Genomic DNA, 26,427 nt, shown 5'->3' on the forward strand with positions numbered 1-26,427 from the left:
TCGCATACAACAAGGCGTTGACCGATGGTAGTTTGTTAGCGCTCAACCAGCCGCAGCCATATCCCGTCTTTCGAGCGAACCGTCAGATGCGCGACCGGAACAGGATCGCGTCCGGTCACTGGCTCAAACCGATAGTGCTTTATTAGCATCGACAGGATCAGCGGCCCTTCAATCATCGCAAACCCTGCCCCGGTACAAACCCGCGATCCGGCGGAGAAGGGAATGAAGGCGTTCCGCTGGCAGGTCTTGCCGTTTTCCGTCTCCCACCGCGCTGGATCAAAGGCATCCGGGTTTTCCCACAGGCGCTCATGACGGTGCAAATGCCACGGGCTGATAACAATTTGCGATCCCTGCGGGACATCCCGATCTCTGAAACGCTCGGGACAGGTGGCTTCTCGCACCATCATGGGCACGGGTGGATAAAGGCGCAGGGTCTCGCGAAACACACTGCGACTGAGCTTCAAGCCTGAAACGGCGGCAAATGAAGGATCGTCCAATGCCGTCGCCTCTGCCGCGACCTTATCCTGCCATTCCGGATACAGCGCCATCAGGTAAAGTGCCCAGGCCAGTGCCGAGGCGCTGGTTTCATGCCCGGCCAGAAAGAAGATGGCCACCTGGTCGATCATCTCCTGCGTCCCGAAACAACGCCCCGTTTCCGGGTCCGGCCTGGTCATGATCTTGGTTGCAAGGTCATCGGGTGCTTTCCCCAGGGCTATTGCCTCCGCCCGCTCGTCCGTGAGGTGCGCAATCAGGTTCCTGATTTCCCGCGCTGTCCTGCGGGTCTTGCGGGAATGAAACCGGGGCACCCAGCTAGGGACAGGTACAAAGGCCGCAAGGTTCAGCAGCGGTTGTTCCCGCTGATAGGTGCGAAACTTGTCAAACACCTGTGTCGCCACGGTGTGTTCGATCGGAACAGAGAACAAAGTACGAAAGATAACATCTGCGGCCGCGTGGCTGGTGATTTCTTCGCATTCGACGTCGCGGCCGCCGCGCGTTCGCAGTCGGTCAACACTGGCCTGCGCCGCTGCATACATGGCCGGAAACGTATCCTTCAACCGCCCCCCCTCAAACGCCGGATCAATGATGCGGCGTTGGCGTTTCCAGGTTTCGCCATTGGTCAGGAAAACGGAGTCGCCCAGCAGCGGGCGCAATCCCTCGCTGATCCGGCCTGATTTCGGAAAATCGTCGGGGCGTTGTTTCAGCACCAAATCAATGAGTTCAGGCTGATTGATCATGAAAGACCGGAAGAACGGCGTCCTGAACTCGGCCATCCAGGCCCGATACAAGCGTTGCGGTTGTGCCGAGAGGATATCCTGACGAAAGAGCTTCAGATAGCGCCACAAAGACACCTTGTCGGGACGAGAGACGGGTTTTGGTGGGGTCACGAGTGCACCGACGTGTAACCTGACACCGCCTCTTCGATCCGCGAACGCGATGGTGCCCGGTTGCGAAACCGTTCCCCCAATGTCAGTGGCCCGGCAGTGATACGGAAATAGTCATAATCGCCGGGCTCGTCGAAGGCGCAGAGATATTGAAAATGCAGTCGAAAAAACCGCCAGCGTAATGCCTTCCAACGGTCTGCTGAAAGGGTTTGCGTGAACGCAGCAGACAGAACCAAAGGCCAACGCTTATCAGATCCGGCGACGCCGCTGACGCACACAGGATCGCACAAGGCAAATGCGCAGCCGTCGCCTGGGGCCGAGACATCGATCCAAGTCAGGTCTGTCCTGGACGACATGAATTGTAGATCACTGCGCAACTGATGGGCATCGGGCAGAAAGGACACCATAGGGACCACCTGCCCCAATGTCAGAAAGGATAACACAGGTCCGTCTTCGGACACGGGTTCTGACCGCAATAGGTCGGCCAGAACCGATACGCCCAGATGCGCGCCCGAGCTGTGCCCGACCACCAGAACCTCGTCCACTTCTGTTTCCATAGCTTGCCCGATCAGTTCAACAAACTGGCGCATTCGAGATTGCATTTCCGGCGACACACCGCCCCATTCGCGCGAGGAGTAGGCGTAGTCATGCATCAGGTAATAGGCAAACAGCCGATTATCGATTTTTCGAAACCAGCGCAGCAATACAAGCGCCACCAAAAGCCCCGCTGCCAGACCGGGCCAACCCAGCAAGGTAAAACCAGCCCAGACCACGCCAAAAGCCGCCATCAATTGCGCCAGCAACATGCCCACCGGGTAAAGCGCTGCAATTACCGGGCCTTTGCGCAAGCGCATCAGGCGCCAAATTGCCCCCGTGGACAGGTAGATCCAGACCGTCCGCGCCAATTGAAGATAAGTCGCGGCTATCGAGGTATCCATGCTGTCGCGGACAATGTCTGACCAAACCAGAACTTCAAAATCGGTATCGACCGCAAGCCCGTCCTGACATGAGGAAACATGCCAGCCATATGGACCGTCATTCGTTCGGGCCGACAACGAAATGTCATAGCCGGAAATTTCACCCTGTGCGCGCCCTTCCCTTCGGTAAAGCTCGCGGTATCGACGCGGGTGAATGGGATCGTATCCCGGAATGTAGAACACCCGGCGCTTGCGCACCTGCAACTGGTTTTTCTGACTGCTCATGCTCGTACCTTCTGCGACGCAGGTTAGCGCAGCATTACGGCCAAGGTAAGATGGATCGGAAAATCAGCCCAGCGTCGCCAGCGCAGGAAAGGTTTCCAGCAGCCACCAGCTGAACTCGGTGAAAAGGCCGGTTATCAACATGATACCGACAAACAGAAGTAGCCCGCCCATCGCCTTTTCAATCGTACCCATATAGGGCTTGATGCGGTTCATGACCGACATTGACCGGTTCAGGAACATAGCGGCCAGCAGGAACGGAATTCCAAGCCCTGCGGCGTATATACCCAGCAGGAATGTTCCCCGGGCCACCGAAGCCTCAGACGCGGCCAGCGACAGAATGGCCCCCAATTGAGGTCCGATACAGGGCGTCCAGCCGAATGCAAACGCAAGGCCCAGAATGTAGGCTCCGAACACGGATCCGCTGGAATCGCCGGTTTCCATGCGCGCCTCGCGGTCGAGGATCGGAATGCGGAATACGTTCAGAAAGTGAAGCCCGAACACGATGACAACCGCGCCAGACAACTTGGCGAACAGTACCTGATTGGTCAGAACAAAGGCGCCAAAAGCTGAAGCTGTGAAGCCCAACAGCAAAAACACCGTCGACAGGCCCATGACAAAAAACAGGGCCGCCAGCGTTGCCTTGCGGCGGGCTTTGGTTTCATCCTGCATCTCGTTGATGGTCACACCACTCATATACGCCAGATACGGCGGAACGATCGGCAAAACGCAGGGTGACAGAAAACTGATCAACCCGCCGATCATGGCGATGAACATGGCAGGCAAAAGCCCCGCGTCGATGATTTCAATTCCGAACATGAAACAGCACATAGGGTATGAATCCGGCGGCGTCACGAGGCCATTCGGTCACATCCTCGTGCTTGCGTGCTGGACACCGTGACAAAGTGGAAATATCTGAACGATATGTCTGAACCGACCGAAACCCTTGATGCCTTGGGGCTGTTGTGCCCGTTGCCCGTGCTCAAAGCGCGCAAACGTCTGAAATCCATGCCGGCGGGTGCTGTGTTGCGCATGTTGGCCGACGATCCCGCTGCAATTATCGATGTCCCCCATTTCTGTGCGGAAAGCGGGCACAGCCTGCTGTCAAAGGAGGAAATCGACGGACACCAAGTTTATCTGATCCGGAAATCGGCCTGAATTTGAACTCACGCCGTAAATGAAAAAGGCGGGCCTTGCGCCCGCCTCCCGTATTATTGGCCCAACGACCACCATCCGCGCCGCTTGGGCTTTGGTGGCTGGGCGGGTTCACGTTCTTCGACCACGGTTTCCAGAACAGGTTCCGGAGTTTCCTCGGCCGCCTGCACGGGCTCCTCAACAACGGGTTCAGAGACGTCTTGTGCTGCGACCGGTTCAGCCTTCGGCTCCTCCGGAACGACAGGTTCCTCTTGCCCTGTTTCGTCCACCTGCGGCTCTGAGGTTTCTTCTTCCGCGCCCGTCTCAGGTTCAGCCGCAGCAGTTTCCACTTTTTCCTCAGATTCCTGCGGCTCGTCCACAGTATCTTCCGAAACCGGTTGATCAGCCAGAGCCTCTGGTGCCTCTACTGGTGCTTCTGCAGCAACCTCAGTCTCGGCGTCCTTTTTGCGGCGACGAGGTGCGCGACGTTTCTTGGGCTTGGGCTCCGGCTTTTCACTTTCATCCTCACCCTCGGACACACTTGCATCCTGGGTTTCGACATCAGCAGCCGCAACCTCAGTTGCCTCCGATGCTGCATCGCCGTCATCAGACGCTGCTTCTGGGGTGTCAGATGCGCCGTTGTTCTTCTTGCGGCGACGGCGGCGACGCTTGCGCTTTGGCTTGCTTTCGTCTTCCGCCTGTACCGTTTCTTCTTCCGGCTGATCCTCATCCGTCGCGTCAACCAGATCCATCAGTGACGCATCAACGGAAACGACAGGTGCGGTTGCCTCGGGAACGATCCGGCTGGCGGTCTTGAACTTCTCCAACGAGAAATCCGGGCTAACCAGATGCACATCGCCTTCAATGCGAACCGACAGCCCATAACGCGATTCAATCTGGGCGATATGTTCGCGTTTCTGGTTCATCAGGAAGTTAGCGATGCTGACCGGGCACCGAACCAGCACCTCGCGCGAGCGGCGGCGAGTGCCTTCTTCTTCAATCTGGCGCAGAATGGTCAGCGCCATGTTGTCGTCCGAGCGGATCAGTCCCGTACCATGGCAGGCCGGGCAGGGTTGCGTTGTTGCCTCCAGCATACCCGGCCGCAGCCGCTGACGGCTCATCTCCAACAGACCAAAGCCCGAGATCCGGCCAACCTGAATGCGGGCCCGATCTGTCTTCAGCTTCTCTTTCAGACGCTTTTCGACAGAGGCGTTGTTCTTCCGCTCGTCCATGTCGATGAAGTCGATCACGATCAAACCAGCCAAATCGCGCAGACGCAACTGGCGCGCCACCTCTTCGGCAGCTTCAAGGTTCGTCTTGAGAGCGGTTTCCTCGATCGAGCCTTCCTTGGTGGCACGACCCGAGTTCACGTCAATCGCAACCAGTGCCTCGGTGACGCCAATGACGATGTAACCGCCCGATTTCAGCTGCACGGTCGGGTTGAACATTCCCGCCAGGTAGCTTTCAACCTGGTAGCGCGCGAATAGCGGCAGCGCGTCTTCATACCGTCGCACGTTTTTGGCGTGCGACGGCATGATCATCTTCATGAAGTCCTTGGCGATGCGATATCCGCCCTCGCCTTCGACCAGAACCTCATCGATATCGCGATTATAGAGGTCGCGGATCGAGCGTTTGATCAGGTCGCCTTCTTCGTAAATCTTCGCTGGCGCGATGGACTGAAGTGTCAGTTCCCGGATCTGTTCCCACAGGCGCTGAAGGTATTCATAGTCCCGTTTGATTTCGGATTTGGTTCGCTTGGCGCCCGCGGTACGGATGATCAGCCCCGCACCCGTCGGCACGTCGATTTCCGCCGCGATTTCCTTCAGCTTCTTCCGGTCTGGCGCATTGGTGATCTTGCGGCTGATCCCGCCGCCACGGGCGGTGTTTGGCATCAATACGCAGTAGCGACCGGCCAGAGACAGATACGTGGTCAGAGCGGCACCCTTGTTGCCCCGTTCTTCCTTGACGACCTGAACCAGCAGAACCTGGCGGACCTTGATGACTTCCTGAATCTTATACCGACGCGGACGCGGCTTGCGCGGCGGGCGGATATCTTCGCTGTCATCTTCATCCGCCACGGACTCGATTGTTTCATCTTTGGTGGAGGCATCCAACAGAGCTTCGGAATCATCCGCGTCCTCGGCGCCTGCCCTGTCGTCCTCGGCGTCGTCCTCGACCGCTTCTTCAAGCTCGGAAGCTACGGCCTCTGCCTCGCCAGCCACTTCTTCAGATGCAGCGGCTTCCGATCCATCTTCCGGCTCGACCTCAGTTGGTTCTTCCCGGTCTGCTGTGTCGGCGGTTTCGGCCTCAGCTTCCTGCCCGGCATCCTCAGCCGCGCCTTCCGCATCCTCGGGCGCGTCAGCATCGTCAACGGGTTCTTCAACCGGGGTTTCGCCAACAAGCTCAACCGGAGAGGTTCCTTCGGGAACGGCCAGATCAGCCGCCTCTTCACCTTCATCCAGATCGATCGTTTCCATGCCCGTGGGTTCGGACGAAACCTCGATGCTCTCGACGGCATCGTCGGATTTCACATCCGCCGCCTTGGTCCGCGAACGGGACCGGCGCTTTTTGGGCTTGGATTCTTCGGCTTCGTCCCGCGCCTTCATCGCTTCGGCGTAGGCGCGTTCCTCTTCCATCAGCGCTTCGCGGTCGGCGACAGGGATCTGATAGTAATCCGGGTGGATCTCGGAAAACGCCAGAAAACCGTGTCGGTTTCCGCCGTAGTCCACAAACGCCGCCTGAAGCGACGGTTCAACCCGTGTTACTTTTGCAAGATAAATGTTGCCGGCAAGCTGACGTTTGTTTTCGGATTCAAAATCGAATTCCTCGACCTTGTTTCCGTCGACCACCACGACGCGGGTTTCCTCCGCGTGGGTGGCATCGATAAGCATTTTCTTAGCCATTTGTCCTTGGTGCACCGCGCCAAACGCGTTGTCCTTACCCGTCCGGGGGGACAGGCGCTTTTGGGGTGGTGTCTTGTCAGGGCGATATCGGACGGCGCGCGGCAGGGTCTGGCGCTTTGGCCCCCTGCCCGGTCACTCAATCGTTGCGCGCGCGTCATCGCGGTTCTTCTCCGACAGGCGCGGTCGTCCGCTACCTGCCCATTTATTCCTTTCACCCGCCATTTCACGGGTTAAGGCGTTCAGATGCCCCTATTGGGGCACAATCGGTCTGCGTCGCCTGGCGGGAAGGTGCACCACCTTTTGCGGCGTCGCAGCGAAACTCAAAGATTCGGGACTTTAGGGCGCAAAAACTGCCCTGCCCGTCCGGACACAATAAAAGCAGTCCTGTGGAAAAGACAATGGGCAAACTGCATCTGACCGCACGGACACATCCGACGCCCGGCTTATTCTGTTCAAAAATGCCTCAAGAGGGGGCTGGCCCCCTCTGAAGTACGTCATAGATAGTCAGAACGTTGCAGGCCGTATTTGGCCATCTTTTCATTCAGTGTCCGACGCGGCAGGCACAATTCGTCCATAACAGACGCAATCGAACCTTTGTGGCGGCGCATGGTGTTGTCGATCAGCATCCGTTCAAACGCCTCGACATACTCTTTCAGCGGCTTGCCCTCGGTCGTCATCACCGGTTGCATCTCTTCATGATCAGACATCAGCAAAGACGCAATGGTTCCGGACCCACGCCGAGACTGCAAAACCGCGCGCTCGGCAATGTTGATCAGTTGACGCACATTTCCGGGCCATGGGGCTTGCAAAAGCTGCGCCGCCTCCTGCGCGCTGACCTGCGGCGCATCACAGCCATATTCTTCGGCGAATTGCTCGCTGAGACGTGTGAACAACGTCAGAATGTCCTCGCCCCGCTGGCGCAAAGGCGGCATGGTGATCCGCAAAGCCGCAAGACGATAGAACAGGTCGGGACGCAACACATCCTCGCTTGTCTTGCCGGCTTCCTGCAGGTTCGAGATCGCGACAATCCGTGTTTCGGCCGGAGTACCCTGATCGTTCATGACACTCAGCAGACGTGCCTGCAGTGTGTCGCTCAACGCCTCGACATCCTCCAGAACAAGCGTGCCGCCGCGCGCTTCTTCGATGGCTGGCAATTGTGCGTCTTCCGGCATCATCGGGCCAAACAAACGCTTGGACAGCGCCTCTTCCTCAAGCGCGGCACAGGACACTAAAACGAATTTCTTGCCCGCGCGGCTGCCCACTGCGTGCAGTGCATGCGCCACCAGCGTTTTGCCCGTGCCGGTCTCACCATCGATCAGAACGTGACCATCAGCCTGACCCAGATCGAGAATATCCTCGCGCAGGCGCTCCATCACCGGGCTGGCACCGATCAGCTTATTCATGATCTGCGTACCACCTGACAACTCGCGCCGCAGTGCGCGGTTATCCAGGGTCAAACGACGCGCATTGCTGGCGCGTTTTGCCAGTTCGGACATACGATCCGGATTGAACGGCTTTTCAAGGAAGTCGAACGCCCCAACCCGCATCGCCTCGACCGCCATCGGCACATCGCCGTGGCCCGTGATCATGATGACGGGCAACGTGCTGTCGGCCCCCATCAGCTTTTTCAGCAACTGAATGCCGTCCATTCCCGGCATCTTGATATCCGAAATGACGATACCGGGGTAATCCGGACCAAGAACCTTGAGCGCGTCTTCGGCGCTGGAAAAGGTCTCGGTGTCATATCCTGACAACGCCAGCCATTGGCTGATCGACTGGCGCATGTCCTGTTCGTCGTCCACAATGGCGATTTTCATGGCCTGTGCCATAGTCATTCCTCGTTATTCAGCGGCCTCAAGGCCGTCGCTTCCAAGTATCGGCAGCTGCATCTCGAAAACTGCACCACCGTGCTGTCCGTTGCGTGCGGTCAGCCGTCCGCCATGGTCGTTCACGATCCCCGACGAGATGGCAAGCCCCAGTCCAACACCGTCACCCGGCTGCTTGGTGGTGTAGAACGGTTCGAACAGGTTCTCGATATCTTCTATACCATACCCGTTGTCGCGCACCGTCAGTACCGCAGTATCGCCCGCCGCAAGGATAATTTCCACATCCGGGTCTGCCACCGATTTGGTGGCGTCCAGCGCGTTCCGCAAGAGGTTGACCATCACCTGTTCAATTCGCATCCGGTCGCCCATCACGACCACCGGCTCCTCGGGCAGAATTTGTGTGATCTTCACCTGCCGCTGGCGCAGTTGCGGCTCCATCATCGACAGGGATGAGGCCAGCGCTTCCCCAAGATTTACAGGGGAAAATGCGTCCGCTCCCTTACGTGCATATGACTTGAGCTGCCGCGTGATCGCGCCCATCCGTTCGATCAACCCGTCAATGCGACCAAAACTTGCAAGCGCTTCTTCCGGGCGGTTCCGGCGCAGCAAAAGCCGTGCGCCGGCCAGATAGGTTTTCATGGCGGCCAGCGGCTGGTTCAACTCGTGACTGACGGCGGCCGACATCTCACCCAAAGCGGCCAGTTTCGAGCTCTGGGCCAGCGTCTGTTCGGCCACTTCCAATGTCTTTTCAACCCGTTCACGCTCAGCGATTTCCCGCTGCAACCTTGCGTTCAATGCGCGAAGCTCTGCCGACTCGCGCTGGATCGATACCATCCGAACGGCGGCCCGGCGGCTTAGTGCATAGAAGGCCAACGCCAGAAGAATCGCAAAGCCCATGATCTCCAGGGCCAAAACGCTGTTCACCTTCTCCCGGATCGAGGAATAAGTCGTGAAGGACGTCATCTGCCAGCCACGAAACGGAATGCGGGTCTCCATCCGCATCACAGCCTCACCTTGCAGATAGGCATCGGGCGGAAGGACCGTCCAGTCAGTGGTCGCGCGTATGGCGCGCTGAATCGCGCCCTGCGGAGGCTGGCGCAGCATTGCGGCCTTTTCGTCCAGTCCCCGCCATTGCGGTTCGGTTGAAAGAATGATGGTGCCGGTGCTGTCCACGACCATGACAGCATCGGAGATCCCGGCCCAGGCGCGTTCAAATTTTTGCAGGTCGACCTCGACAACGATCACGCCCAGGGTCTCGGTTCCGGCTTCCATGCGACGGGAGTAGACAAAGCTGTAGCCGCCCGATTCCCGTTCGATCACGGTAAAGATCGTCGAGTTCGATCGCGCCGCATCGACAAAATATGGCGAGTTTCGATGCAACTCACCCAGACGGTTGCGGTCCGTGGCGGCGACCGAGCGACCATCACGGTCCAGCAGCATCAGCGAGGCCGCGCCGATCTCTTCAACGAAGGAAATCAGGCGTTGGGTCGAAAGGGAAAAATCGCCCGACTGCAATGCCGCGATCAATGTCGGGTCGCGCGCCAGCAACTGCGGAACGATCGAATTTCTGCGCAGCTCGCTCAGTAGGTTTCCGGAATACAGGGTCAACCGCAACTCAGCCCGGTTGCGGGTGGATTCGGTAAACCTGTCTGTCAGTAAACGGTTCGTGACCCACACGGTGGCTGCGGCGGCCACCAGCAAAACGATAACCGCAACCCGCAACCGCCATCCAAGCGGCGCGCCGCGAAGCGGTTTTGCGATTTTGGGCATGTTCGTGGGCGCGTCGGAGCTCATACGTGAAATTTACGCGTCCGGCGTTGCGACCTCAAGTCACGCTGGTGCCAAAACCCCGGACAATGCGCGGAACAACGCCGTTCCGTCGGTGCCGCCGTGCCCTTCGTCCGCTGCCCGCTCGGGATGGGGCATCAATCCGAGAACGCGACGGTTTTCCGAAAGAATGCCCGCAATATCGCCGACCGACCCGTTCGGGTTCTCGGCATAGGTGAACGCAATGCGGTCATGCTCTCGCAGGGTCGATAATGTTGCGTCATCAGCGAAGTAATTTCCATCGTGATGAGCAATCGGAATTCCGATCACATCCCCCGAATTGTAGCCTTGCGTAAACGCGCTGTCGCTGGTTTCGACCTTCAGGCCGACTGTGCGGCAGATGTATTTCAACCCGGCATTGCGCAGAAGCGCCCCGGGCAGAATGCCGGTTTCGGTCAAAATCTGGAATCCATTGCAAACGCCAATGGCGTAACCACCACGCTTGGTGTGGTCAACAACGGCCTTGCAGATCGGCGACTGGGCAGCAATTGCACCGCAACGCAGGTAGTCGCCGTAAGAAAATCCGCCGGGCACACCGACAATGTCGACACCCTCGGGCAATGTGGCATCCTTGTGCCAGACCATCTCGACCTGGAAACCCGCCTGTTCAAAAGCAACTGCAAGGTCCCGATCGCAATTGGATCCGGGGAATACGATTACGGCTGCGCGCATGGCCGACCCTCCTTGATCAGATCCGAGAAAGCTCAGACCAGTTCGATTTCGTAGCGTTCGATGACCGTGTTAGCCAACAGCTTTTCGCACATCTCGGTGATGTCCGCCTCGGTCGCGCCGTCTGCAAGTTCCAGATCGATCACCTTGCCCTGACGCACGCCCTGGACCTGATCAAAGCCCATGGCACCCAATGCATGACGCACCGCTTCGCCCTGAGGGTCCAGAACCCCGTTCTTGAGCATGACATGCACCCGTGCTTTCATTTTCGAAACTCCACCTGTGGGGCGAAGGTCCAGGCCCCATTTCGTTGCGCGGGGGATAGCGCGGTTGTGGGCGCTGGACAACCCTTCTTGGCGGCTACGGGGTATGCAGTTTGACGCAGAGGCATCTGTCACCTTTTGAAAGAACCCCAGACATGCTCCAACACGCCGGATTGGCAAATGCCGAACTGAACAAAGAAAAAGCGCCCCCTCAACCGAGGCAGCGCTTTGTTCCAAATCGAACAGACCTGTTTGGTCAGTTGATCAATGTCGGCTTTGTCACGTTACTTTTGGGCAGAACGCCCAGACGCCGGGCGACCTCGGAGTAGGCGTCGGTCAAATTGCCCAGATCGCGCCGGAACACGTCTTTGTCGAGCTTTTGTCCGGTTTCGATGTCCCACAGTCGGCAGCTATCCGGGCTGATTTCATCCGCCACGAGCAATCGCTGAAAATCACCTTCGAAGACGCGGCCTATCTCGATCTTGAAGTCGATCAGACGGATACCCACAGCCAGCATCACACCGCTCATGAAATCGTTCACGCGCAGCGCCAGGCTAAGGATATCTTCCATATCCTGCTGGCTAGCCCAGCCAAAGGCCGCAATGTGTTCTTCCGAAACCAGCGGATCGCCGAGCGAGTCATCCTTGTAGCAGTACTCGATGATCGGACGCGGCAACTGTGTTCCTTCGGCGATGCCCAAACGCTTGGACAGCGAGCCTGCGGCGTAGTTGCGAACGATTACTTCCAACGGCACAATCTCGCAGCTGCGCACAAGCTGCTCGCGCATGTTCAGACGGCGAATGAAATGGTTCGGCACCCCAATCTGCGTCAGGCCGGTCATGAAAAACTCGCTCAGGCGGTTGTTCAATACGCCTTTTCCGTCAATGACGTCTTTCTTTTCGGCGTTGAAAGCCGTGGCGTCATCCTTGAAATACTGAACGATTGTGCCCGGTTCCGGGCCTTCATACAGGATCTTGGCCTTGCCTTCATAGATTTTCTTGCGACGCGCCATGTGCGACCTTTCCAGTCTGCTGAGCGGGAATGAGTCCCCTCACGTTGGCGTTCTCATAGTCCAAGCCCCCCTTTCTCGCAAGTTCGTCAACCCGAGAGGCTTTGACGCAGCGCAAATCCCTTGCGTCCACAACGTGCAATAGTCATATCATGAAGACAGAATTCGAAACTCAAGGGGCCCCCGACAAATGACCACATTTGACGAACGTGAAGCCGCGTTTGAAAACAAATTCGCGCATGATGAAAAAATGCAGTTCATCGCCAGAATGCGCCGGAACCGCTTTATGGCCGTTTGGGCATCCACGCTTAAGGGTGAGACGGTAGAACAAGCCCGCAAATACGGTCAGGAACTGGTGCACACAGATCTTCAAAACGTAAGCGAAGACGACGTTGTCGACGCCGTCAAAGGATATCTGGGCGACCTTGCCGACGAAAAGACCATCCGCGTAAAGATGGCTGAGTTGTTGGTGGAAGCCAAAGAGCAGGTCATGGCGGAAGTAAACATCTGACCTCCAAAATACAAAGCTCATGATCTTCATGAGTTTTATGAATTTGATTTGACGCCCCGGTCGTGAGACACGGGGTGTCTCAATTTTTAACGGTCGAATGCACCTTTATTCGGACGACTCGCATGACAAACGCGCTTAGCACACTTTTGGAAACCAAGGATGCCATTCTGGCGGACGGGGCAACCGGCACCAATCTGTTCAATATGGGACTGCAATCGGGCGACGCGCCGGAATTGTGGAATGTGGACGCACCGGACAAGATCAGGGCGCTGTACCAGGGATCCGTTGATGCCGGCAGCGATCTGTTTCTGACCAACACTTTTGGCGGAACGGCCTCGCGTCTGAAACTGCACGATGCACAGGATCGCGTTGCAGAACTGAACCGAATCGGCGCCGAACTGGGTCGCGAAGTCGCCGACAAGGCAGGTCGCACGGTGATCGTGGCCGGGTCGGTCGGTCCTACCGGCGAAATCATGGAGCCGGTCGGCAGCCTGTCACACGCAGATGCCGTCGAAATGTTTCATGAACAGGCCGAAGCGCTAAAAGCAGGCGGCGTCGACGTTCTCTGGCTGGAAACCATCAGCGCGCCCGAGGAATTCCGGGCCGCAGCAGAAGCATTCGCGCTGACTGACATGCCCTGGTGCGGGACCATGAGCTTTGACACCGCGGGTCGCACCATGATGGGCGTTACATCCGCCGATTTTGCCTCGCTGGTTGAAACGTTGCCCAATCCGCCTGTGGCTTTCGGCGCCAATTGCGGGACCGGGGCTTCGGATATCCTTCGCACGGTGCTGGGTTTTGCGGCACAGGGAACAGAACGGCCTGTGATCTCGAAAGGGAATGCGGGCATACCGAAATATGTCAATGGTCACATCCACTATGACGGAACGCCCGAGTTGATGGGCCAGTACGCGGCCATGGCACGTGACGCGGGGGCGACTATTATTGGCGGCTGTTGCGGCACGATGCCTGAGCATCTTCGTAAGATGCGCGAGGCGCTGGACACAACCGCACCGGGTGATCGACCGACACTGGATCAGATAACGGGCGCACTGGGTCCATTCTCATCAGCCTCTGACGGCACTGACGAGGATGCGGCAGTCCCGGACCGCCGCGCGCGCCGTCGCCGCCGGGCTTGAGCTTCAGCGCCCCTCGAATTTCGGGGGGCGTTTTTCCATGAATGCAACGACGCCTTCGGCAAAATCGCGGGTGCGGCTGCAATCTCCCTGCAAATGAGCCTCGGTCGTCAATTGCTGAGTCAGGGATTTGTCGTAAGTCCCGCGAATGGCCTTCTTCATCGCAGCAAACGCAGCGGTTGGCCCATTGGCCAGATAAGACGCCCGCTTGCGCCAGTGCGCGTCAAACTCTGCATCACTGACGGATTCCCAGATCAGCCCCCAGTCATCGGCTTGACGCGCGGTGATCTTGTCCGCGAACAGCGCCGCGCCCATCGCTTTGGCCATCCCCATCTGACGCGGCATGAACCATGTACCGCCGGCATCCGGCAACAACCCGATCCGCGCGAATGCCTGCAAAAAATATGCGCTTTCAGCCGCGATCACGACATCCGCGCACAAAGCCAGATTGGCCCCCGCGCCGGCGGCTGCCCCGTTTACCGCGGCGATTGTCGGAACCGGGCAATCGTGGATCGTTTCCAGCATCGGTTCGTATTCGTCGCGCAAAGATCTTTCCAGGTCGATCTTGCCAGTGCTCGAAGCATCCCCAAGATCCTGCCCCGAGCAAAACGCGTTGCCTGCCCCGGTTATCACGATCGCCCTGGCGCGACGGGCCGCATGTTTCATCGCATGCATGATCTCGGCCCGCATTTGCGTGGTCAGTGCGTTCATCTTATCCGGCCGGTTCAGCGTCAGAACCGCCAGATCGTCCGCAATGTCCAGAAGGACCGTTTCGTATTCCATGGTTTCCTCCCAAACTCAGAACCCTGGGTGAACCTGATGGATAAATGCGGGAAGGAAAAGCTAAACCGAACGTCAGTCTTCGAGAATTTGGCGCAGACGCTCTTTCTCGTCTTCGCTCAGGGCGTCTGCTTCGGACGCGCCCTGCCCTTGTGACCGCTTTCGCAAGAAGTTCCAGCCCATTCCGGCGGCAATCAGCAGCATTATGGGACCGGCCAGCCAAAGCATCAGGTTTGAACCGGTCACTTTCGGCTTCAAAAGAACATATTCGCCGTAACGGTCAACGATATAGGCCACAGCCTCTTCGTCGCTGTCCCCGGCCACCAGCCGCTCACGCAACAACAGGCGCAAATCGCGCGCCAGTTCGGCATTGCTTTCATCAATGCTTTCATTTCGGCAGACAAGGCAGCGCAACCCGGTACTGATATCGCGTGCCCGCGCTTCGAGTGCCGGGTCATCCAACACTTCATCCGGTTGAACAGCCATCAACGGGGAGGCAATCAGCATCAGGATCAGAGCCAAACGTCTCATTCCGCAGGTACTCCGCCAGCCGGGGACTTGCGGGCACCGGCAGCCACACGAAAACGACGATCAGACAGGCTGAGAACTCCGCCAAGTGACATCAGAATACACCCGCCCCAGATCCAGTTCGCCAGTGGTTTGATGTAGGTTCGCATGACCCAACCGCCATCGGCCTGCTGGTCGCCGATCACGACATACACATCCCGCAGGAAACGATAGTCGATCGCCGCTTCGGTCGTGGGCATCCGCGCCACGGGATAGTCGCGTTTTTCCGGATGCAGCGTTGCGATGGGCCGCCCGTTCTTTTCAACGATTACATCCGCCATGGTCGAGAAGTAGTTCGGCCCCTGTACCCGGCGCACATCATTCAGGGTCAGGGTGAATTGCCCGACCTCAAATGGTTGGCCCGGTTGCGCAACACGTATGTCTTCGACCTCCCACGCGGTCAGTCCCGCAATGGCAAATATCGTCACCCCCAACCCTGTATGAGCGACCGCCTTGCCCCAATCCGCACCGGGCAGACGCACCAGGCGATTCAGGTTGTTTTTGCGGCCCGTACGGCTCCACAAATCCACGATTGCACCGAATGTGATCCATGCGCCAAGGAACAGACCAACCGGCCCCAAAGCGCTGCGTCCTGACTGCATCGCCCAGACCAGCAGCGCCAGCGCAAGCGCCAGCAGAAACGCGTAGCGCAGCGACCAGGTCGTTTTGCCAAGCTTGCCCCGTTTCCAGGGCAGCATGGCACCAACGGGCAACGCAATGCCCAACGCCACCATGAAGGGCGTAAAGGCCGCATTGAAGAAAGGTGCCCCAACAGAAAGCTTCCGATCAAAGGCCATTTCCGCCACCATCGGCCACATGGTTCCCACAAAGACGACAAAACAGCTAACAGCCAAAAGGATGTTGTTCAGTATCAACGCGCTTTCGCGGCTGACCATTCCAAACACACCCTTCGCCTCCATGGCCTGTGCGCGGGTGGCAAACAGGGTTAACGAACCGCCAATGAAGAAAATCAGAATAAGCAGGATGAACACGCCCCGTTCCGGGTCGTTCGCAAAAGCGTGAACCGAGGTCAGCAGGCCGGACCGTACAATGAAGGTCCCGATCAGCGAAAATCCGAAGGCTATAATGGCCAACAGGATCGTCCAGCTTTTGAGGGCTTCGCGCTTTTCAACAACAATCGCCGAGTGCAGCAATGCGGCAGCCAGCAGCCACGGCATGAACGAGGCATTTTCTACCGGATCCCAAAACCAGAAACCGCCCCAGCCCAGTTCATAGTAGGCCCACCATGACCCCAGCGCGATGCCGATCGTCAGAAACACCCAGGCCGCCAATGTCCACGGTCGGACCCAACGCCCCCATGCCGCGTCGATTCTGCCCTCGATGAGGGCTGCAACAGCAAAGCTGAACGCCATGCTCAGCCCGACATACCCCAGATACAGGAACGGCGGGTGGAACGCGAGGCCGGGATCCTGCAACAGCGGATTCAGGTCGCGGCCGTCAAACGGCGCGATGACCAACCTGTCAAACGGGTTCGAAGTGAACAGAATAAAGGCGAAAAACGCGACAGCGATGGCCGATTGAACCGCCAGCACGCGCGCCTTGAGCGTTGGTGGCAGACCACCCCCGAAGAACGCGGCCATGGCACCGAAAATGGTAACAATCAGAACCCACAACAGCATCGAGCCTTCGTGGTTCCCCCAGGTGCCGCTGATCTTGTACAGCATCGGCTTGGCGGAATGGCTGTTCTCTACCACGATACGCAGCGAAAAGTCCGACGTGATGAAGGCCCAGGTCAGCGCCCCAAACGAGAACGCGGTCAGCAAGAACTGAGAGATCGCAGCCGGTTCCGCAAACGCCATCCAGCCAGTCCATCGTTTTGCAGCGCCGATCAAGGGCACCACGCTTTGAACGATGGCGACAAAAAAGGCGAGGATCAGGGCAAAGTGGCCAAGTTCTGTAATCATGGCCAACGATATAAACCTGTCGCGGGGCAAGCACCAACAACAATCGCCAGGATTTGGCGCACATAGTGTCGCGGGTCAGGCACCGCGCAGGCGCTTCCAGTCCTCCAATGCGCGGTTTTCGTCAAGGTCGACGGCCGCCTCGACTTCGGGTTGGTCCGCTCCGGCGTCTACATGTGTCGGCATATCCTTGTCCAACGTTTGCAGGGTTCTGAGATTCTCGACGACGACAGGAACCCGTGTCATCCCGGCGGCAATTTCTCGTTGCAGATCCTGCACTTTGCTGTGGTGACGCGCGCCAAAATAAAAGGAAACGATTACCCCTAACAGCCACCACAAAGGTTCAGGTACAAGCGCAATCCCCTGCATTCGGGCCGCAAACCAGATCGGGTCGACCATGGCCGCCACAAACAATCCCAACGTCCCCAAAGCCAGCGCCGGTCGCGGTACTCGGTTCAACCCATCCATAAACCGATCGAATGCACCTTTTTGCCCTTTGTGAAACTCGGCGCCGAACTGAGACATCGCCTGCCCCTGGACAATTACGGACCGCTCAGCTGCTGCATCGGCGTTCTCGTGGAAAACTTCGACTGTTTCCCGCACAAGATTTCGTCCGCCCCCGAACAGAAATGACAATACGCCCGATATCAGCCCCATCGTGCAACTCTCCTTTGAAACTCCGCGTCGCTTAGGTGGTAATCGGGTGAAAGGAATTCTTCCGCCCGTCGAATCCAGCCCCCTTTTCCCCCGGATCGGGTGCGCGCATATTTGCGGGACGCAGGACGCCGATCTGCCAGTTGAAAATAGTAGTTTCGTCGGGCGATACCGTAGGCATCACGCAGCGCCGCCGCATCAGGCATAGCCGCATCCCGGCAAGCCTCTGCCGTCTGCGGACCAACCACGCCATCCACCGCGACCGCGAAACCCATTTGCACCAACAACCGTTGCAGGATTCTGACGGCATGCGCACCGGCATTTACGTACATGTCAAAAACAGTCGCGTGCAGCATTTCTGGCAACAACCCAAGGCGGGATTCCTCGAAATAGTATTGCAGAAAGATCTCAACTGCCCGACTTTGCGACAGTGCACGCATGTCTGCGTGCGAGATCTTTCCGTCTCCGGTCAGATCCAATCCCAACCGCCGCAGCGTGCTGATTGTAACACCGAACTTCGTGGGTCCGCCGGGGTCATCCGGATCATCCACATACCCGCCTTCCCGTGCCACTATGCCCTTGGCGATTTGCCGAACCGTCTGCATGCCGACCTCATTTCAACTATCAGGTCAGACGGTCTGTCAAAGACATTAACAACGCGAAAAAAGAAAGGGCGCTGCATGTCCGTCACATGCAACGCCCTACTTCTTTTTGTTCAAGAATACGCTGCCGCCGGAGGCATGCGGATCAATTGACGTCAGCTCTCATCGGCCTCTTTGTAGACCCCTTGTTCTTTCAGGGCATCCACGACCTCTTTCGGCATATAGGTCTCATCGTGTTTTGCCAGTATTTCAGTGGCTTCAAAGACACCGTTCACGTAACTTCCGGTTCCCACCATACCCTGGTTTTCCGAAAACAGGTCCGGCAGTACACCCGTGAATGCCACTTTGACGGTTTCGCCGCCGTCTGTGACGCTGAAATAGACCGTCTCGCCCTGTCCGCGGATGATTGACCCTTCTTCGACCAGCCCGCCAATCCGGAATACTTCGGTCGGTTTGGGCGGTTCCGCGATGACCTGACTTGGCGAGCGGAAAAAGTTGATGCCGTCCCGCATGGCGTACCCAATCAACGCCGTCGACAATGCCAGGGCAACAGCTGCCAGCAAAATGATCTGTACTCGACGGCGTTTCTTGAGCGTTTTCATCTTTTCCTCACGGGAACAACGGGGCCATCATCAGCCCGGCGGTTTCATTTTCACCTAACATCAGGTTGGCGTTCTGCAAGGCTTGGCCACTGCTACCTTTTGTCAGGTTATCAAGTGCCGCGACCACAATCGCGCGACGTTCAATCCGATCTGCAACCACGCCGATATGGCAGAAGTTTGACCCCCTGACATGGTGGGTCGAAGGCGTTTCACCAAAGGGAAGCACCTGCAGAAACGGCTCTGCTTCATAGGCCTTGCTCAGTGTTTCATAAATGCTGTGTGGGTCGCCCTTCACATAGGTCGTTGCCAAAATCCCCCGATTGGCGGGGATCAGATGCGGTGTGAACTGCACATGCACGGTCCGCCCCGCCAGTTTCGAGAACTCCTGATCGAACTCCCCCAGGTGACGGTGCGTCCCGCCTACGGCATAGGCGTTGTACCCTTCACTGAGCTCTGCGTGCAAAAGGTTTTCTTTCAACGACCGACCCGCCCCTGAAACGGCGCACTTCAGGTCGAGAATGATGTCATCGAGATCAACCACGCCTGCTGTTATCAGCGGCCGCAATGCGTATTGCCCGGTCGCCGCGTTGCAACCTGTGCCAGCAACCAGTCGCGCAGCCCGGATTTCATCGCGGTAGAATTCGGTCAAGCCATAAACAGCCTCTTCCTGCTGTTCCAATGCAGCGTGCGGGTTGCCGTACCACTTCTCGTACTCCGCCGGGTCGCGCAGGCGGAAATCGGCGGACAGGTCGATAATCTTCAGGTTTTTCGGCAGATCACGGATTATTTCCTGGCTGGTTTTGTGCGGCAATGCGCAGAAACACAGGTCAATCTGCGAGAAATCAATTTCCGAAATCTTGCACAGATCCGGCAGATTCATATGCCGCAGATGTGGGAAAACCTGCGCCATAGGCTGCCCAGCCTTACGTTCAGCGGCCAGAGCGGTGATTTCCATATTCGGGTGCTCGGCGATCAGCCGCACCAGTTCCGCGCCAGTGTAGCCGGAAGCGCCAAGAATTGCGATTTTGTGGGTCATGTCAGACCTCTTGCATGAGTGTGTCACATATCACGACCGCCGATGTGACGGTCATCGGATTAAGGAATGGGGGTCCAAGCGTCCTTGACCTAAGTCAGGCCGCCTCAAATGTGATTTGTCGTCGGAGAAACTGAGTGGCCCGATCGCTGACAATGCCCGGTTTGCCGGTCGTCAGAAACCCGCCCCCGCCCGAGCCAAGCATGTTCGGATGGCGTTGCAGGTAATCCGCAAGGCTTTCCGCCACCAGATCTCCCTGACTGAACACTTGAACATCCGGACCAAGCGCCTGCTGAAACGTTTCGGCCATCAAAGGGTAATGCGTGCACCCCAGAATGGCGGCCTGTGGTTCGGGCATCTTCCGCTTCAGGGCATCCACGTGGCTGCGCACCAGCGCTTCGGCCAGAATCATGTCGCCATCTTCGATCGCGTCAACAACACCGCCACATGCCTGCGCCTCGACATCTACACCGATGGCCCGAAAGGCCAGTTCCCGTTGAAACGCACGACTTGAAACGGTGGCCGGGGTTGCAAACAGCGCGACATGCTTCACGGCGACCTCTCGCGGGGGCGAGTTGTCGCCCCATTGGCGTTCCGTCAGGGCCTCGATTAGCGGCACAAAGACGCCGAGAACCCGCTTGCCGTCGGGCACGCCCTCTTCCTGCATCCGCCGCAACGCAGCCGCGCTGGCGGTGTTGCAGGCGAGAATCACCAGATCACAGCCCTTTGCCCACAGGCCATGGACTGCCTTGCGGGTCAGTTGATAGATATCCTCGGCATCGCGCACGCCGTATGGTGCATGCGAACTGTCTGCGAAATACAGGAAATCCACGTCCGGCAGACGTTTCCGAGCGGCGTCCAGAACGGTAAGCCCGCCCAGACCAGAATCAAATATACCTACTGCCATTTGCCCCTTCAGGCGCGATGCCGTTCCTCGAATTCATACCCGTAGTCATAGGACTTTAACGGTTTCGGAGACAGCTCATAAGTCGCTTTGCGCAAGAAATCCATCATCTTGCGCGTGTCCTTGCCCAAAGGGTCCAGAACATCCCGGCCAATGGGCTCACCGATGACCACCTTGACCGGCGTGTCGACCCGCTTCTTGAACTCTTTGATCAGCAACCCCATGCGCAGCGTATTGTGCAAATGACTGGCAATCTGAAACAGGCGTGAGGTGTGCCCGTCAAAAAATACCGGTACAACCGTTGCATTCGATTTCGCAACCATTCGGGCCGTAAAACCGCGCCAGCCCGGATCCATTGGGTGCGAGAACGGTTTGGCACCAGTGCTGACCGTTCCGCCCGGGAAGATCCCGATGGCACCGTCACTCCCCAAATAATCCAAGGTCGTCTTCCGCGTTTCGAGGTTTAGCCTCATCGCCTCCTTCGTATTATCGAACGAAATTGGCAGGATGATACGATTCAAATCCTCGGCCTTTGTGAATACATGATTGGCCAATATCCGAAAATCTCCGCGCGTCTGAGACAGGATGTGGCCCATCATCAGACCATCCAGAATTCCGTACGGATGATTTGCAATCAGGATCAGGGGCCCGTCAGCGGGTATGTTCGACAAAGATCCGGCGACGATATCCAGTGACAATCCGTACCGCTCGACCATAACCGCCCAGAAATCCCGGCCGTTGGCGACTTCGCGCTCGTACCCATCCGCCCGTTTGATCAGACGCAAGCGCCCGGTCGTATTCTCCATAAGCTTGATGACCATCTTCCCGCCCCTGGTCTCGGCGGAATAGGCATAGGAAATGTCACGGGCGACATGACGGCGCGAAGGCATGCGATACTCCGGTCTGTTTCACGCAATCTAGGTGCAGGTGAGCCTTTTGCACAGATGCCGTTACAGGATTATGACATGTCATTCGGCCGCGGCACGCATCTCGGGACCGCCGTCGCGGATGATCGCCAGCAATTCCTCGCGCTTTTTGGCTGCTTTGGCTTCGTTCTCCCTCAGAACAGGTCCAAATCCGCGAATCTCCAGCGGAAGCCGCGCAAGGGCCGCAAATGCGTCACGTGTTTCTGCGGTGATCAATGGGGTGATCTCACGCAGGTCGGATTCGTACTGACGGATCAATGCACGTTCCATCTTGCGTTCGGCACTGTAACCAAAAATGTCGAAGGGTGTACCGCGCAGGAATTTCAGTTTGGACAGAAGCTTCATCGGTCCAAGCATCCATTCCCCAAAAGCACGCTTGCGCGGTCGCCCGTTCGGTCCGGTCCCTCCCATTATTGGCGGCGCCAGATGAAAGGTCATCCTGAAGTCGCCGTCGAACTCGGACTTTGCCTGTTCCCGGCTATCCAGAAGAAGGCGAGCAACCTCATATTCGTCCTTGTAGGACAGCAGTTTGTGATAACCTTTGGCCACAGCCTCGCGAACCGAGGCGTCCTCGAAAGCGTCAACCACCTTGCGGTAGCGTTTTGCCAGACGATTGCCCTGATATTTCTTCAGATGATCGGTCCTGAAGTCGATCATCTGCTCCAGCGATTTGGGCAACTCTGCAACGGAAGGCGACAGTATCGCATCGACTTCCTGGGAATGCAGAACTGCCCACCGGCCAACATCAAAGGCGCGTTTGTTGCGTTCGACCGCAGTGCCGTTCAGTTCGATGGCTTGCAGAACGGCCTGATGTGAAACCGGCAGTAGACCCTTTTGCCAGGCAGCACCAAGGACCATCATGTTTGAATAGATCGAATCTCCCATGACAGCGCGCGCCAGCTCGGTTGCATCAAACATCGAAACGCCGTCCTTCAATCGCGCCTGCAGCGCCAGTTCCAGCCGGTCGCTGGGGATCTGGAAATCGGTGTCCCGGGTGAAGTCGCCGGTGATCGTTTCATGGCTATTGACCACCGCGCCGGTTTGGCCGGTTCGGGTCAGACCCAGTGTTTTGGCCCCGGCAGACACGACCAGATCGCCGCCAATCAGCGCATGTGCTTCGCCGGTCGCGACGCGGATGGCACTGATGTCTTCAGGACGGTTGGCCAACCGGCAATGGATGTGCACCGCACCGCCTTTTTGCGCCAAACCCGCCATTTCCATCATGCCAGCACCCTTGCCGTCGATCTGGGCCGCCTGAGCCAGAATGGCACCCAGCGTCACAACCCCGGTGCCGCCGACGCCAGTGATGACAACGTTATGAGTTCCATCAATACGCGGAAGTTGCGGCATAGGCAGATCGGGCAAGTCGATCTCGGTCGTCGCTTCCTTTCGGATCTGAGCGCCTTCCAACGTCACGAATGAAGGGCAAAACCCGTTGAGGCAGGAAAAATCCTTGTTGCAGCTGGACTGATCAATGGCGCGCTTGCGACCAAGTTCCGTGTTCTTCGGAATGATCGAGACACAGTTCGACTGAACACCGCAATCCCCGCAGCCTTCGCAGATGTCAGTGTTAATGAACACCCGCTTATCCGGGTCGGGAAATGTTCCGCGCTTGCGGCGGCGGCGTTTTTCGGCGGCGCAGGTCTGCACGTAGACAATAACCGACACGCCCTCGATCTCGCGAAAACGTTCCTGCACCTGCATAAGTTCGGCGCGCTCGAAGGTTTCGACATTAGCGGGCAGCGCCTTGAAGTTCACGTCTTCCTTTTCGTCATAAACAACAGCCACCGTCTGAACGCCCATTGCCTTGACCTCGGCCACAATACGTTCGGCCGTCAGACCGCCTTCATTGTCCTGCCCGCCGGTCATGGCAACTGCATCGTTGAACAGGATCTTGAAGGTGATGTTTGTCCCCGCCGACAATGCCGCCCGGATCGCCTGAACGCCCGAGTGGTTGTAGGTTCCGTCCCCAAGGTTCTGGAACACATGCTTGGTGGTCGAAAACGGCGCTTCCCCAATCCAATTTGCGCCTTCACCGCCCATCTGAGTGAACCCTGTCGTCTCACGATCCATCCACTGAACCATGTAGTGGCAGCCGATACCGGCATAAGCGCGGCTTCCCGTCGGCACGCGGGTAGAACTGTTGTGCGGGCAACCCGAACAGAAATATGGCAGGCGCGTCGCGATTTCCTGGGCGTTGTCGGCCCTGCGGGCTTCGGACAGTTTTGCCAGCCCGGCGCGAACGCCGTCTGTATCGTGCCCCTCTTCGATCAGGATCTCACCGATTTTCTCGGCGATCATGATCGGATCCAGCGCGCCGCGTGTCGGGAACAGTTCTTCTCGGTGCAAGGTGCCGGCACCGCCCTTGTACCAGCCATAGACACGGCGGCCGCGGCGATCGTCGAAAATGGCCTCTTTGACCTGAACCTCGATCAGCTTGCGCTTTTCCTCGACAATCACGATCAGATCCAGGCCTTCAGCCCAGTCGTGGAACCCAACCATGTCCAGCGGGAAGGTCTGCCCCACCTTATAGGTGGTAATGCCCAGCCGCTCGGCCTCGTTTGCGTCGATGTTCAGCAGGGACATGGCATGGGTCAGGTCCAGCCAGTTTTTGCCCGCCGCAACAAACCCGATTTTCGCGCCCGGCTTACCCCAGATACGCTTGTCCAGTTTGTTGGCATGAGAGAAGGTTTCCGCCGCAAAACGCTTGAAGTCGATAATGCGCCCTTCCTGCAGGTGAGGCGTGTCGCCCAAACGGATGTTCAACCCGCCCTCGGGCATGTCGAACTCGGGCATCACCAGCCCCATGCGATCCGGGCTGCCGTCCACGACGGAAGTCACCTCGATCGTGTCTTTCATCGTCTTCAAGCCAACCCAAACGCCGGCAAAACGGCTGAGCGCAAAGCCGTAAATACCGTAATCCAGGATCTCCTGAACACCTGCCGGACTGACCACAGGCATGTACATGTCGACCAGAGACCATTCCGATTGGTGCAACACGGTCGAGCTCTCACCGGTGTGATCGTCGCCCATTGCCATCAGCACACCGCCATGGCGCGCGGTTCCGGCCATATTCGCATGCCGCATCACGTCACCGGACCGGTCCACGCCCGGACCCTTGCCGTACCACAACCCGAACACGCCGTCGTACCGGCCGTCTCCTTGCAACCCGGCCTGCTGGCTGCCCCACAGGGCTGTTGCCGCCAGATCCTCGTTCAGACCGAACTGAAAGGTGACATCGCTTTCCGAAAGCTCTTTTTGCGCTCGCATCATCTGCTGATCGACCGCCCCAAGCGGCGAACCACGATAGCCCGTCACCAGTCCGGCGGTGTTCAAACCCGCCTTCTGGTCGCGCGCTTTTTGCATCAGCATCAGCCGAACAAGCGCCTGCGTTCCGTTCAGAAGAACGGGATTTCTGGTCAGATCAAAGCGGTCATTCAGCGTAATCTTAGGCTCGCTCATCGGACGCCTCCCCTCGTCAGATCAGGTTGCTAACTTAACACATATTTTAGGTCATAATTTCTGACCTGTATAGACGCTATCCTCTGAATTGTAACGATTTCACAGTTTGAATGTAGAACTTGTTACCTATTTCATATAGGGCTTCCTTAGGATAACGAAAGTTGCGGCGATGGACTGGGACAAGCTTAGGATATTTCACGCGGTTGCAGACGCGGGCAGCCTGACGCACGCCGGAGACAAGCTTAACCTGTCCCAATCGGCCGTCAGCCGCCAAATCCGCGCTCTGGAAGAATCACTCGATGCCACCTTGTTTCATCGCCATGCCCGAGGTCTGATTCTGACCGAACAGGGCGAATTGCTGTTCGATGCGACCTCGGCCATGTCCAAACGTCTGGACGCTGCCGCCGCGCGCATCCGCGATAGTGAAGAAGAAGTGTTTGGGGTTCTTCGAGTAACAACCACTTTCGGTTTCGGAACCCTTTGGCTGGCCCCTAGGCTGCCGAAATTATATGAACAATATCCCGACCTGAACATCGACCTGATGTTGGAAGAACGGGTTCTGGACCTTCCCATGCGCGAGGCCGATGTTGCCATCCGTATGAAAGAACCCAGCCAGGCGGATCTTGTACGAAAACGCCTTATGACCGTCCAAATGCAGCTTTATGCAACCAAGGAATACCTGGACACACATCCCTCACCTGCAACGATTGAGGAAATCTCCAATCACCGGCTAATTTGCCAGACCCCCGCCGCGCCGCAGGTCGGCGCCAGCGCAGCAATGGTCAGGCATTTAATGACGCACAACCCCAGCTCCCTGCTGACGGTCAACAACTACTTCGGGGTTTTACAAGGTGTACTGCATAACCTTGGCATCGGTGTTTTGCCCGACTATGTCACGCAGAACTTTCCGCATCTGATTTCTATCCTGGCAGATATCGAAAGCGCCGAAGTTCCGGTCTATCTCGCATACCCCGAGGAATTGCGTCACTCGAAACGTGTCGCTGCCTTCCGGGATTTCGTTCAGGATGAGATCATCGAACAGCGGAAACAGTTGAAGAGGCTGGGAAAACTGTAGCTATGCACATTTGGCATAGCGGGCATGAGCAGCAAACAGCC

General features: G+C 57.6%; 23 protein-coding genes. 4 read left to right on the forward strand and 19 right to left on the reverse strand.

Annotated elements, in window-relative coordinates; translation table 11 throughout:
• Window positions 1-35: 35 nt before the first annotated feature.
• The 3 genes from ACR1XU_RS03750 to ACR1XU_RS03760 all read right to left on the reverse strand — a co-directional run bounded on the left by ACR1XU_RS03750 (window position 36) and on the right by ACR1XU_RS03760 (window position 3,400).
• Window positions 36-1,385 carry a cytochrome P450 gene (locus tag ACR1XU_RS03750; RefSeq protein WP_480811521.1) on the reverse strand — a complete coding sequence of 450 codons (1,350 nt, stop codon included), beginning with the start codon at window positions 1,383-1,385 and terminating at the stop codon, window positions 36-38.
• Entirely contained in the window at window positions 1,382-2,584 is a 1,203-nt protein-coding gene (locus ACR1XU_RS03755; protein WP_480906335.1) for a hypothetical protein, read from the reverse strand. The genes ACR1XU_RS03750 and ACR1XU_RS03755 overlap by 4 nt, the downstream gene beginning before the upstream one ends.
• A 63-nt stretch (window positions 2,585-2,647) precedes the next feature.
• On the reverse strand, window positions 2,648-3,400 hold the full coding sequence (locus ACR1XU_RS03760; protein WP_170615107.1) for a cytochrome c biogenesis CcdA family protein: 753 nt from the start codon (window positions 3,398-3,400) through the stop codon (window positions 2,648-2,650).
• 105 nt (window positions 3,401-3,505) lie between these two features.
• Here ACR1XU_RS03760 and ACR1XU_RS03765 point away from each other — a divergent pair, with 105 nt between their 5' ends.
• Complete coding sequence (locus ACR1XU_RS03765) at window positions 3,506-3,739, forward strand: sulfurtransferase TusA family protein (protein ID WP_480906338.1); 234 nt, start codon at window positions 3,506-3,508, stop codon at window positions 3,737-3,739.
• Between the two features lie 53 nt (window positions 3,740-3,792).
• Here the strand turns inward: ACR1XU_RS03765 and ACR1XU_RS03770 are convergent, their stop codons facing one another.
• From ACR1XU_RS03770 to purC, 6 genes are all read right to left on the reverse strand, one after another.
• Window positions 3,793-6,618, reverse strand: a complete 2,826-nt coding sequence (locus tag ACR1XU_RS03770) for an Rne/Rng family ribonuclease (protein ID WP_480906341.1) — start codon at window positions 6,616-6,618, stop codon at window positions 3,793-3,795.
• Between the two features lie 494 nt (window positions 6,619-7,112).
• Window positions 7,113-8,447: a sigma-54-dependent transcriptional regulator gene (locus ACR1XU_RS03775; protein ID WP_170616909.1), complete on the reverse strand. Its 1,335-nt coding sequence runs from the start codon at window positions 8,445-8,447 to the stop codon at window positions 7,113-7,115.
• Window positions 8,448-8,459: 12 nt separating this feature from the next.
• The gene (locus ACR1XU_RS03780; protein WP_170616907.1) at window positions 8,460-10,214 is read right to left on the reverse strand and encodes an ATP-binding protein; all 1,755 of its coding nucleotides are present in this window, start codon (window positions 10,212-10,214) and stop codon (window positions 8,460-8,462) included.
• 60 nt (window positions 10,215-10,274) lie between these two features.
• A complete protein-coding gene (gene purQ / locus ACR1XU_RS03785; RefSeq protein ID WP_480906344.1) occupies window positions 10,275-10,943 on the reverse strand; it encodes a phosphoribosylformylglycinamidine synthase subunit PurQ in 669 nt (222 codons plus the stop codon).
• A 32-nt stretch (window positions 10,944-10,975) separates the two neighbouring features.
• Window positions 10,976-11,206 (reverse strand): phosphoribosylformylglycinamidine synthase subunit PurS, encoded by a 231-nt coding sequence (purS, locus tag ACR1XU_RS03790; RefSeq protein ID WP_170616903.1) that lies wholly within the window; start codon window positions 11,204-11,206, stop codon window positions 10,976-10,978.
• A gap of 253 nt (window positions 11,207-11,459) precedes the next feature.
• The gene (purC, locus tag ACR1XU_RS03795; RefSeq protein ID WP_170616901.1) at window positions 11,460-12,215 is read right to left on the reverse strand and encodes a phosphoribosylaminoimidazolesuccinocarboxamide synthase; all 756 of its coding nucleotides are present in this window, start codon (window positions 12,213-12,215) and stop codon (window positions 11,460-11,462) included.
• 187 nt (window positions 12,216-12,402) lie between these two features.
• Here purC and ACR1XU_RS03800 point away from each other — a divergent pair, with 187 nt between their 5' ends.
• Together ACR1XU_RS03800 and bmt are read left to right on the forward strand one after the other, a co-directional pair.
• Window positions 12,403-12,723 carry a DUF1476 domain-containing protein gene (locus ACR1XU_RS03800; protein WP_170616899.1) on the forward strand — a complete coding sequence of 107 codons (321 nt, stop codon included), beginning with the start codon at window positions 12,403-12,405 and terminating at the stop codon, window positions 12,721-12,723.
• A gap of 122 nt (window positions 12,724-12,845) precedes the next feature.
• A complete protein-coding gene (gene bmt / locus ACR1XU_RS03805) occupies window positions 12,846-13,862 on the forward strand; it encodes a betaine--homocysteine S-methyltransferase (RefSeq protein WP_480906347.1) in 1,017 nt (338 codons plus the stop codon).
• Window positions 13,863-13,865: 3 nt separating this feature from the next.
• Here the strand turns inward: bmt and ACR1XU_RS03810 are convergent, their stop codons facing one another.
• The 10 genes from ACR1XU_RS03810 to ACR1XU_RS03855 all read right to left on the reverse strand — a co-directional run bounded on the left by ACR1XU_RS03810 (window position 13,866) and on the right by ACR1XU_RS03855 (window position 25,311).
• Window positions 13,866-14,642: an enoyl-CoA hydratase-related protein gene (locus tag ACR1XU_RS03810; RefSeq protein WP_170616895.1), complete on the reverse strand. Its 777-nt coding sequence runs from the start codon at window positions 14,640-14,642 to the stop codon at window positions 13,866-13,868.
• 72 nt (window positions 14,643-14,714) lie between these two features.
• Window positions 14,715-15,170 (reverse strand): cytochrome c-type biogenesis protein, encoded by a 456-nt coding sequence (locus tag ACR1XU_RS03815; RefSeq protein ID WP_170806293.1) that lies wholly within the window; start codon window positions 15,168-15,170, stop codon window positions 14,715-14,717.
• The gene (locus ACR1XU_RS03820) at window positions 15,167-17,131 is read right to left on the reverse strand and encodes a heme lyase CcmF/NrfE family subunit (RefSeq protein WP_480906352.1); all 1,965 of its coding nucleotides are present in this window, start codon (window positions 17,129-17,131) and stop codon (window positions 15,167-15,169) included. The genes ACR1XU_RS03815 and ACR1XU_RS03820 overlap by 4 nt, the downstream gene beginning before the upstream one ends.
• Before the next feature lie 75 nt (window positions 17,132-17,206).
• The gene (locus tag ACR1XU_RS03825; RefSeq protein ID WP_480906355.1) at window positions 17,207-17,785 is read right to left on the reverse strand and encodes a holin family protein; all 579 of its coding nucleotides are present in this window, start codon (window positions 17,783-17,785) and stop codon (window positions 17,207-17,209) included.
• Window positions 17,776-18,387 (reverse strand): holin-associated N-acetylmuramidase, encoded by a 612-nt coding sequence (locus ACR1XU_RS03830; RefSeq protein WP_480906357.1) that lies wholly within the window; start codon window positions 18,385-18,387, stop codon window positions 17,776-17,778. Before ACR1XU_RS03830 ends, ACR1XU_RS03825 begins: the two co-directional genes overlap by 10 nt.
• Before the next feature lie 152 nt (window positions 18,388-18,539).
• Window positions 18,540-18,986 carry a cytochrome c maturation protein CcmE gene (ccmE, locus tag ACR1XU_RS03835; RefSeq protein WP_170619004.1) on the reverse strand — a complete coding sequence of 149 codons (447 nt, stop codon included), beginning with the start codon at window positions 18,984-18,986 and terminating at the stop codon, window positions 18,540-18,542.
• Between the two features lie 7 nt (window positions 18,987-18,993).
• Window positions 18,994-20,022, reverse strand: a complete 1,029-nt coding sequence (gene argC, locus ACR1XU_RS03840) for an N-acetyl-gamma-glutamyl-phosphate reductase (RefSeq protein WP_170616885.1) — start codon at window positions 20,020-20,022, stop codon at window positions 18,994-18,996.
• A gap of 94 nt (window positions 20,023-20,116) precedes the next feature.
• On the reverse strand, window positions 20,117-20,926 hold the full coding sequence (locus ACR1XU_RS03845; protein WP_170676964.1) for an aspartate/glutamate racemase family protein: 810 nt from the start codon (window positions 20,924-20,926) through the stop codon (window positions 20,117-20,119).
• Window positions 20,927-20,934: 8 nt separating this feature from the next.
• Window positions 20,935-21,813 carry a lysophospholipid acyltransferase family protein gene (locus ACR1XU_RS03850; protein WP_480906360.1) on the reverse strand — a complete coding sequence of 293 codons (879 nt, stop codon included), beginning with the start codon at window positions 21,811-21,813 and terminating at the stop codon, window positions 20,935-20,937.
• Window positions 21,814-21,891: 78 nt separating this feature from the next.
• The gene (locus tag ACR1XU_RS03855; protein ID WP_480906363.1) at window positions 21,892-25,311 is read right to left on the reverse strand and encodes an indolepyruvate ferredoxin oxidoreductase family protein; all 3,420 of its coding nucleotides are present in this window, start codon (window positions 25,309-25,311) and stop codon (window positions 21,892-21,894) included.
• Window positions 25,312-25,480: 169 nt separating this feature from the next.
• On the opposite strand from ACR1XU_RS03855, the gene ACR1XU_RS03860 reads away from it, so the two are divergent.
• Entirely contained in the window at window positions 25,481-26,386 is a 906-nt protein-coding gene (locus ACR1XU_RS03860) for a LysR family transcriptional regulator (protein ID WP_170616877.1), read from the forward strand.
• The last annotated feature ends 41 nt before the right edge of the window (window positions 26,387-26,427 follow it).

The organism is Ruegeria sp. D1(2025) (genome assembly GCF_056536425.1).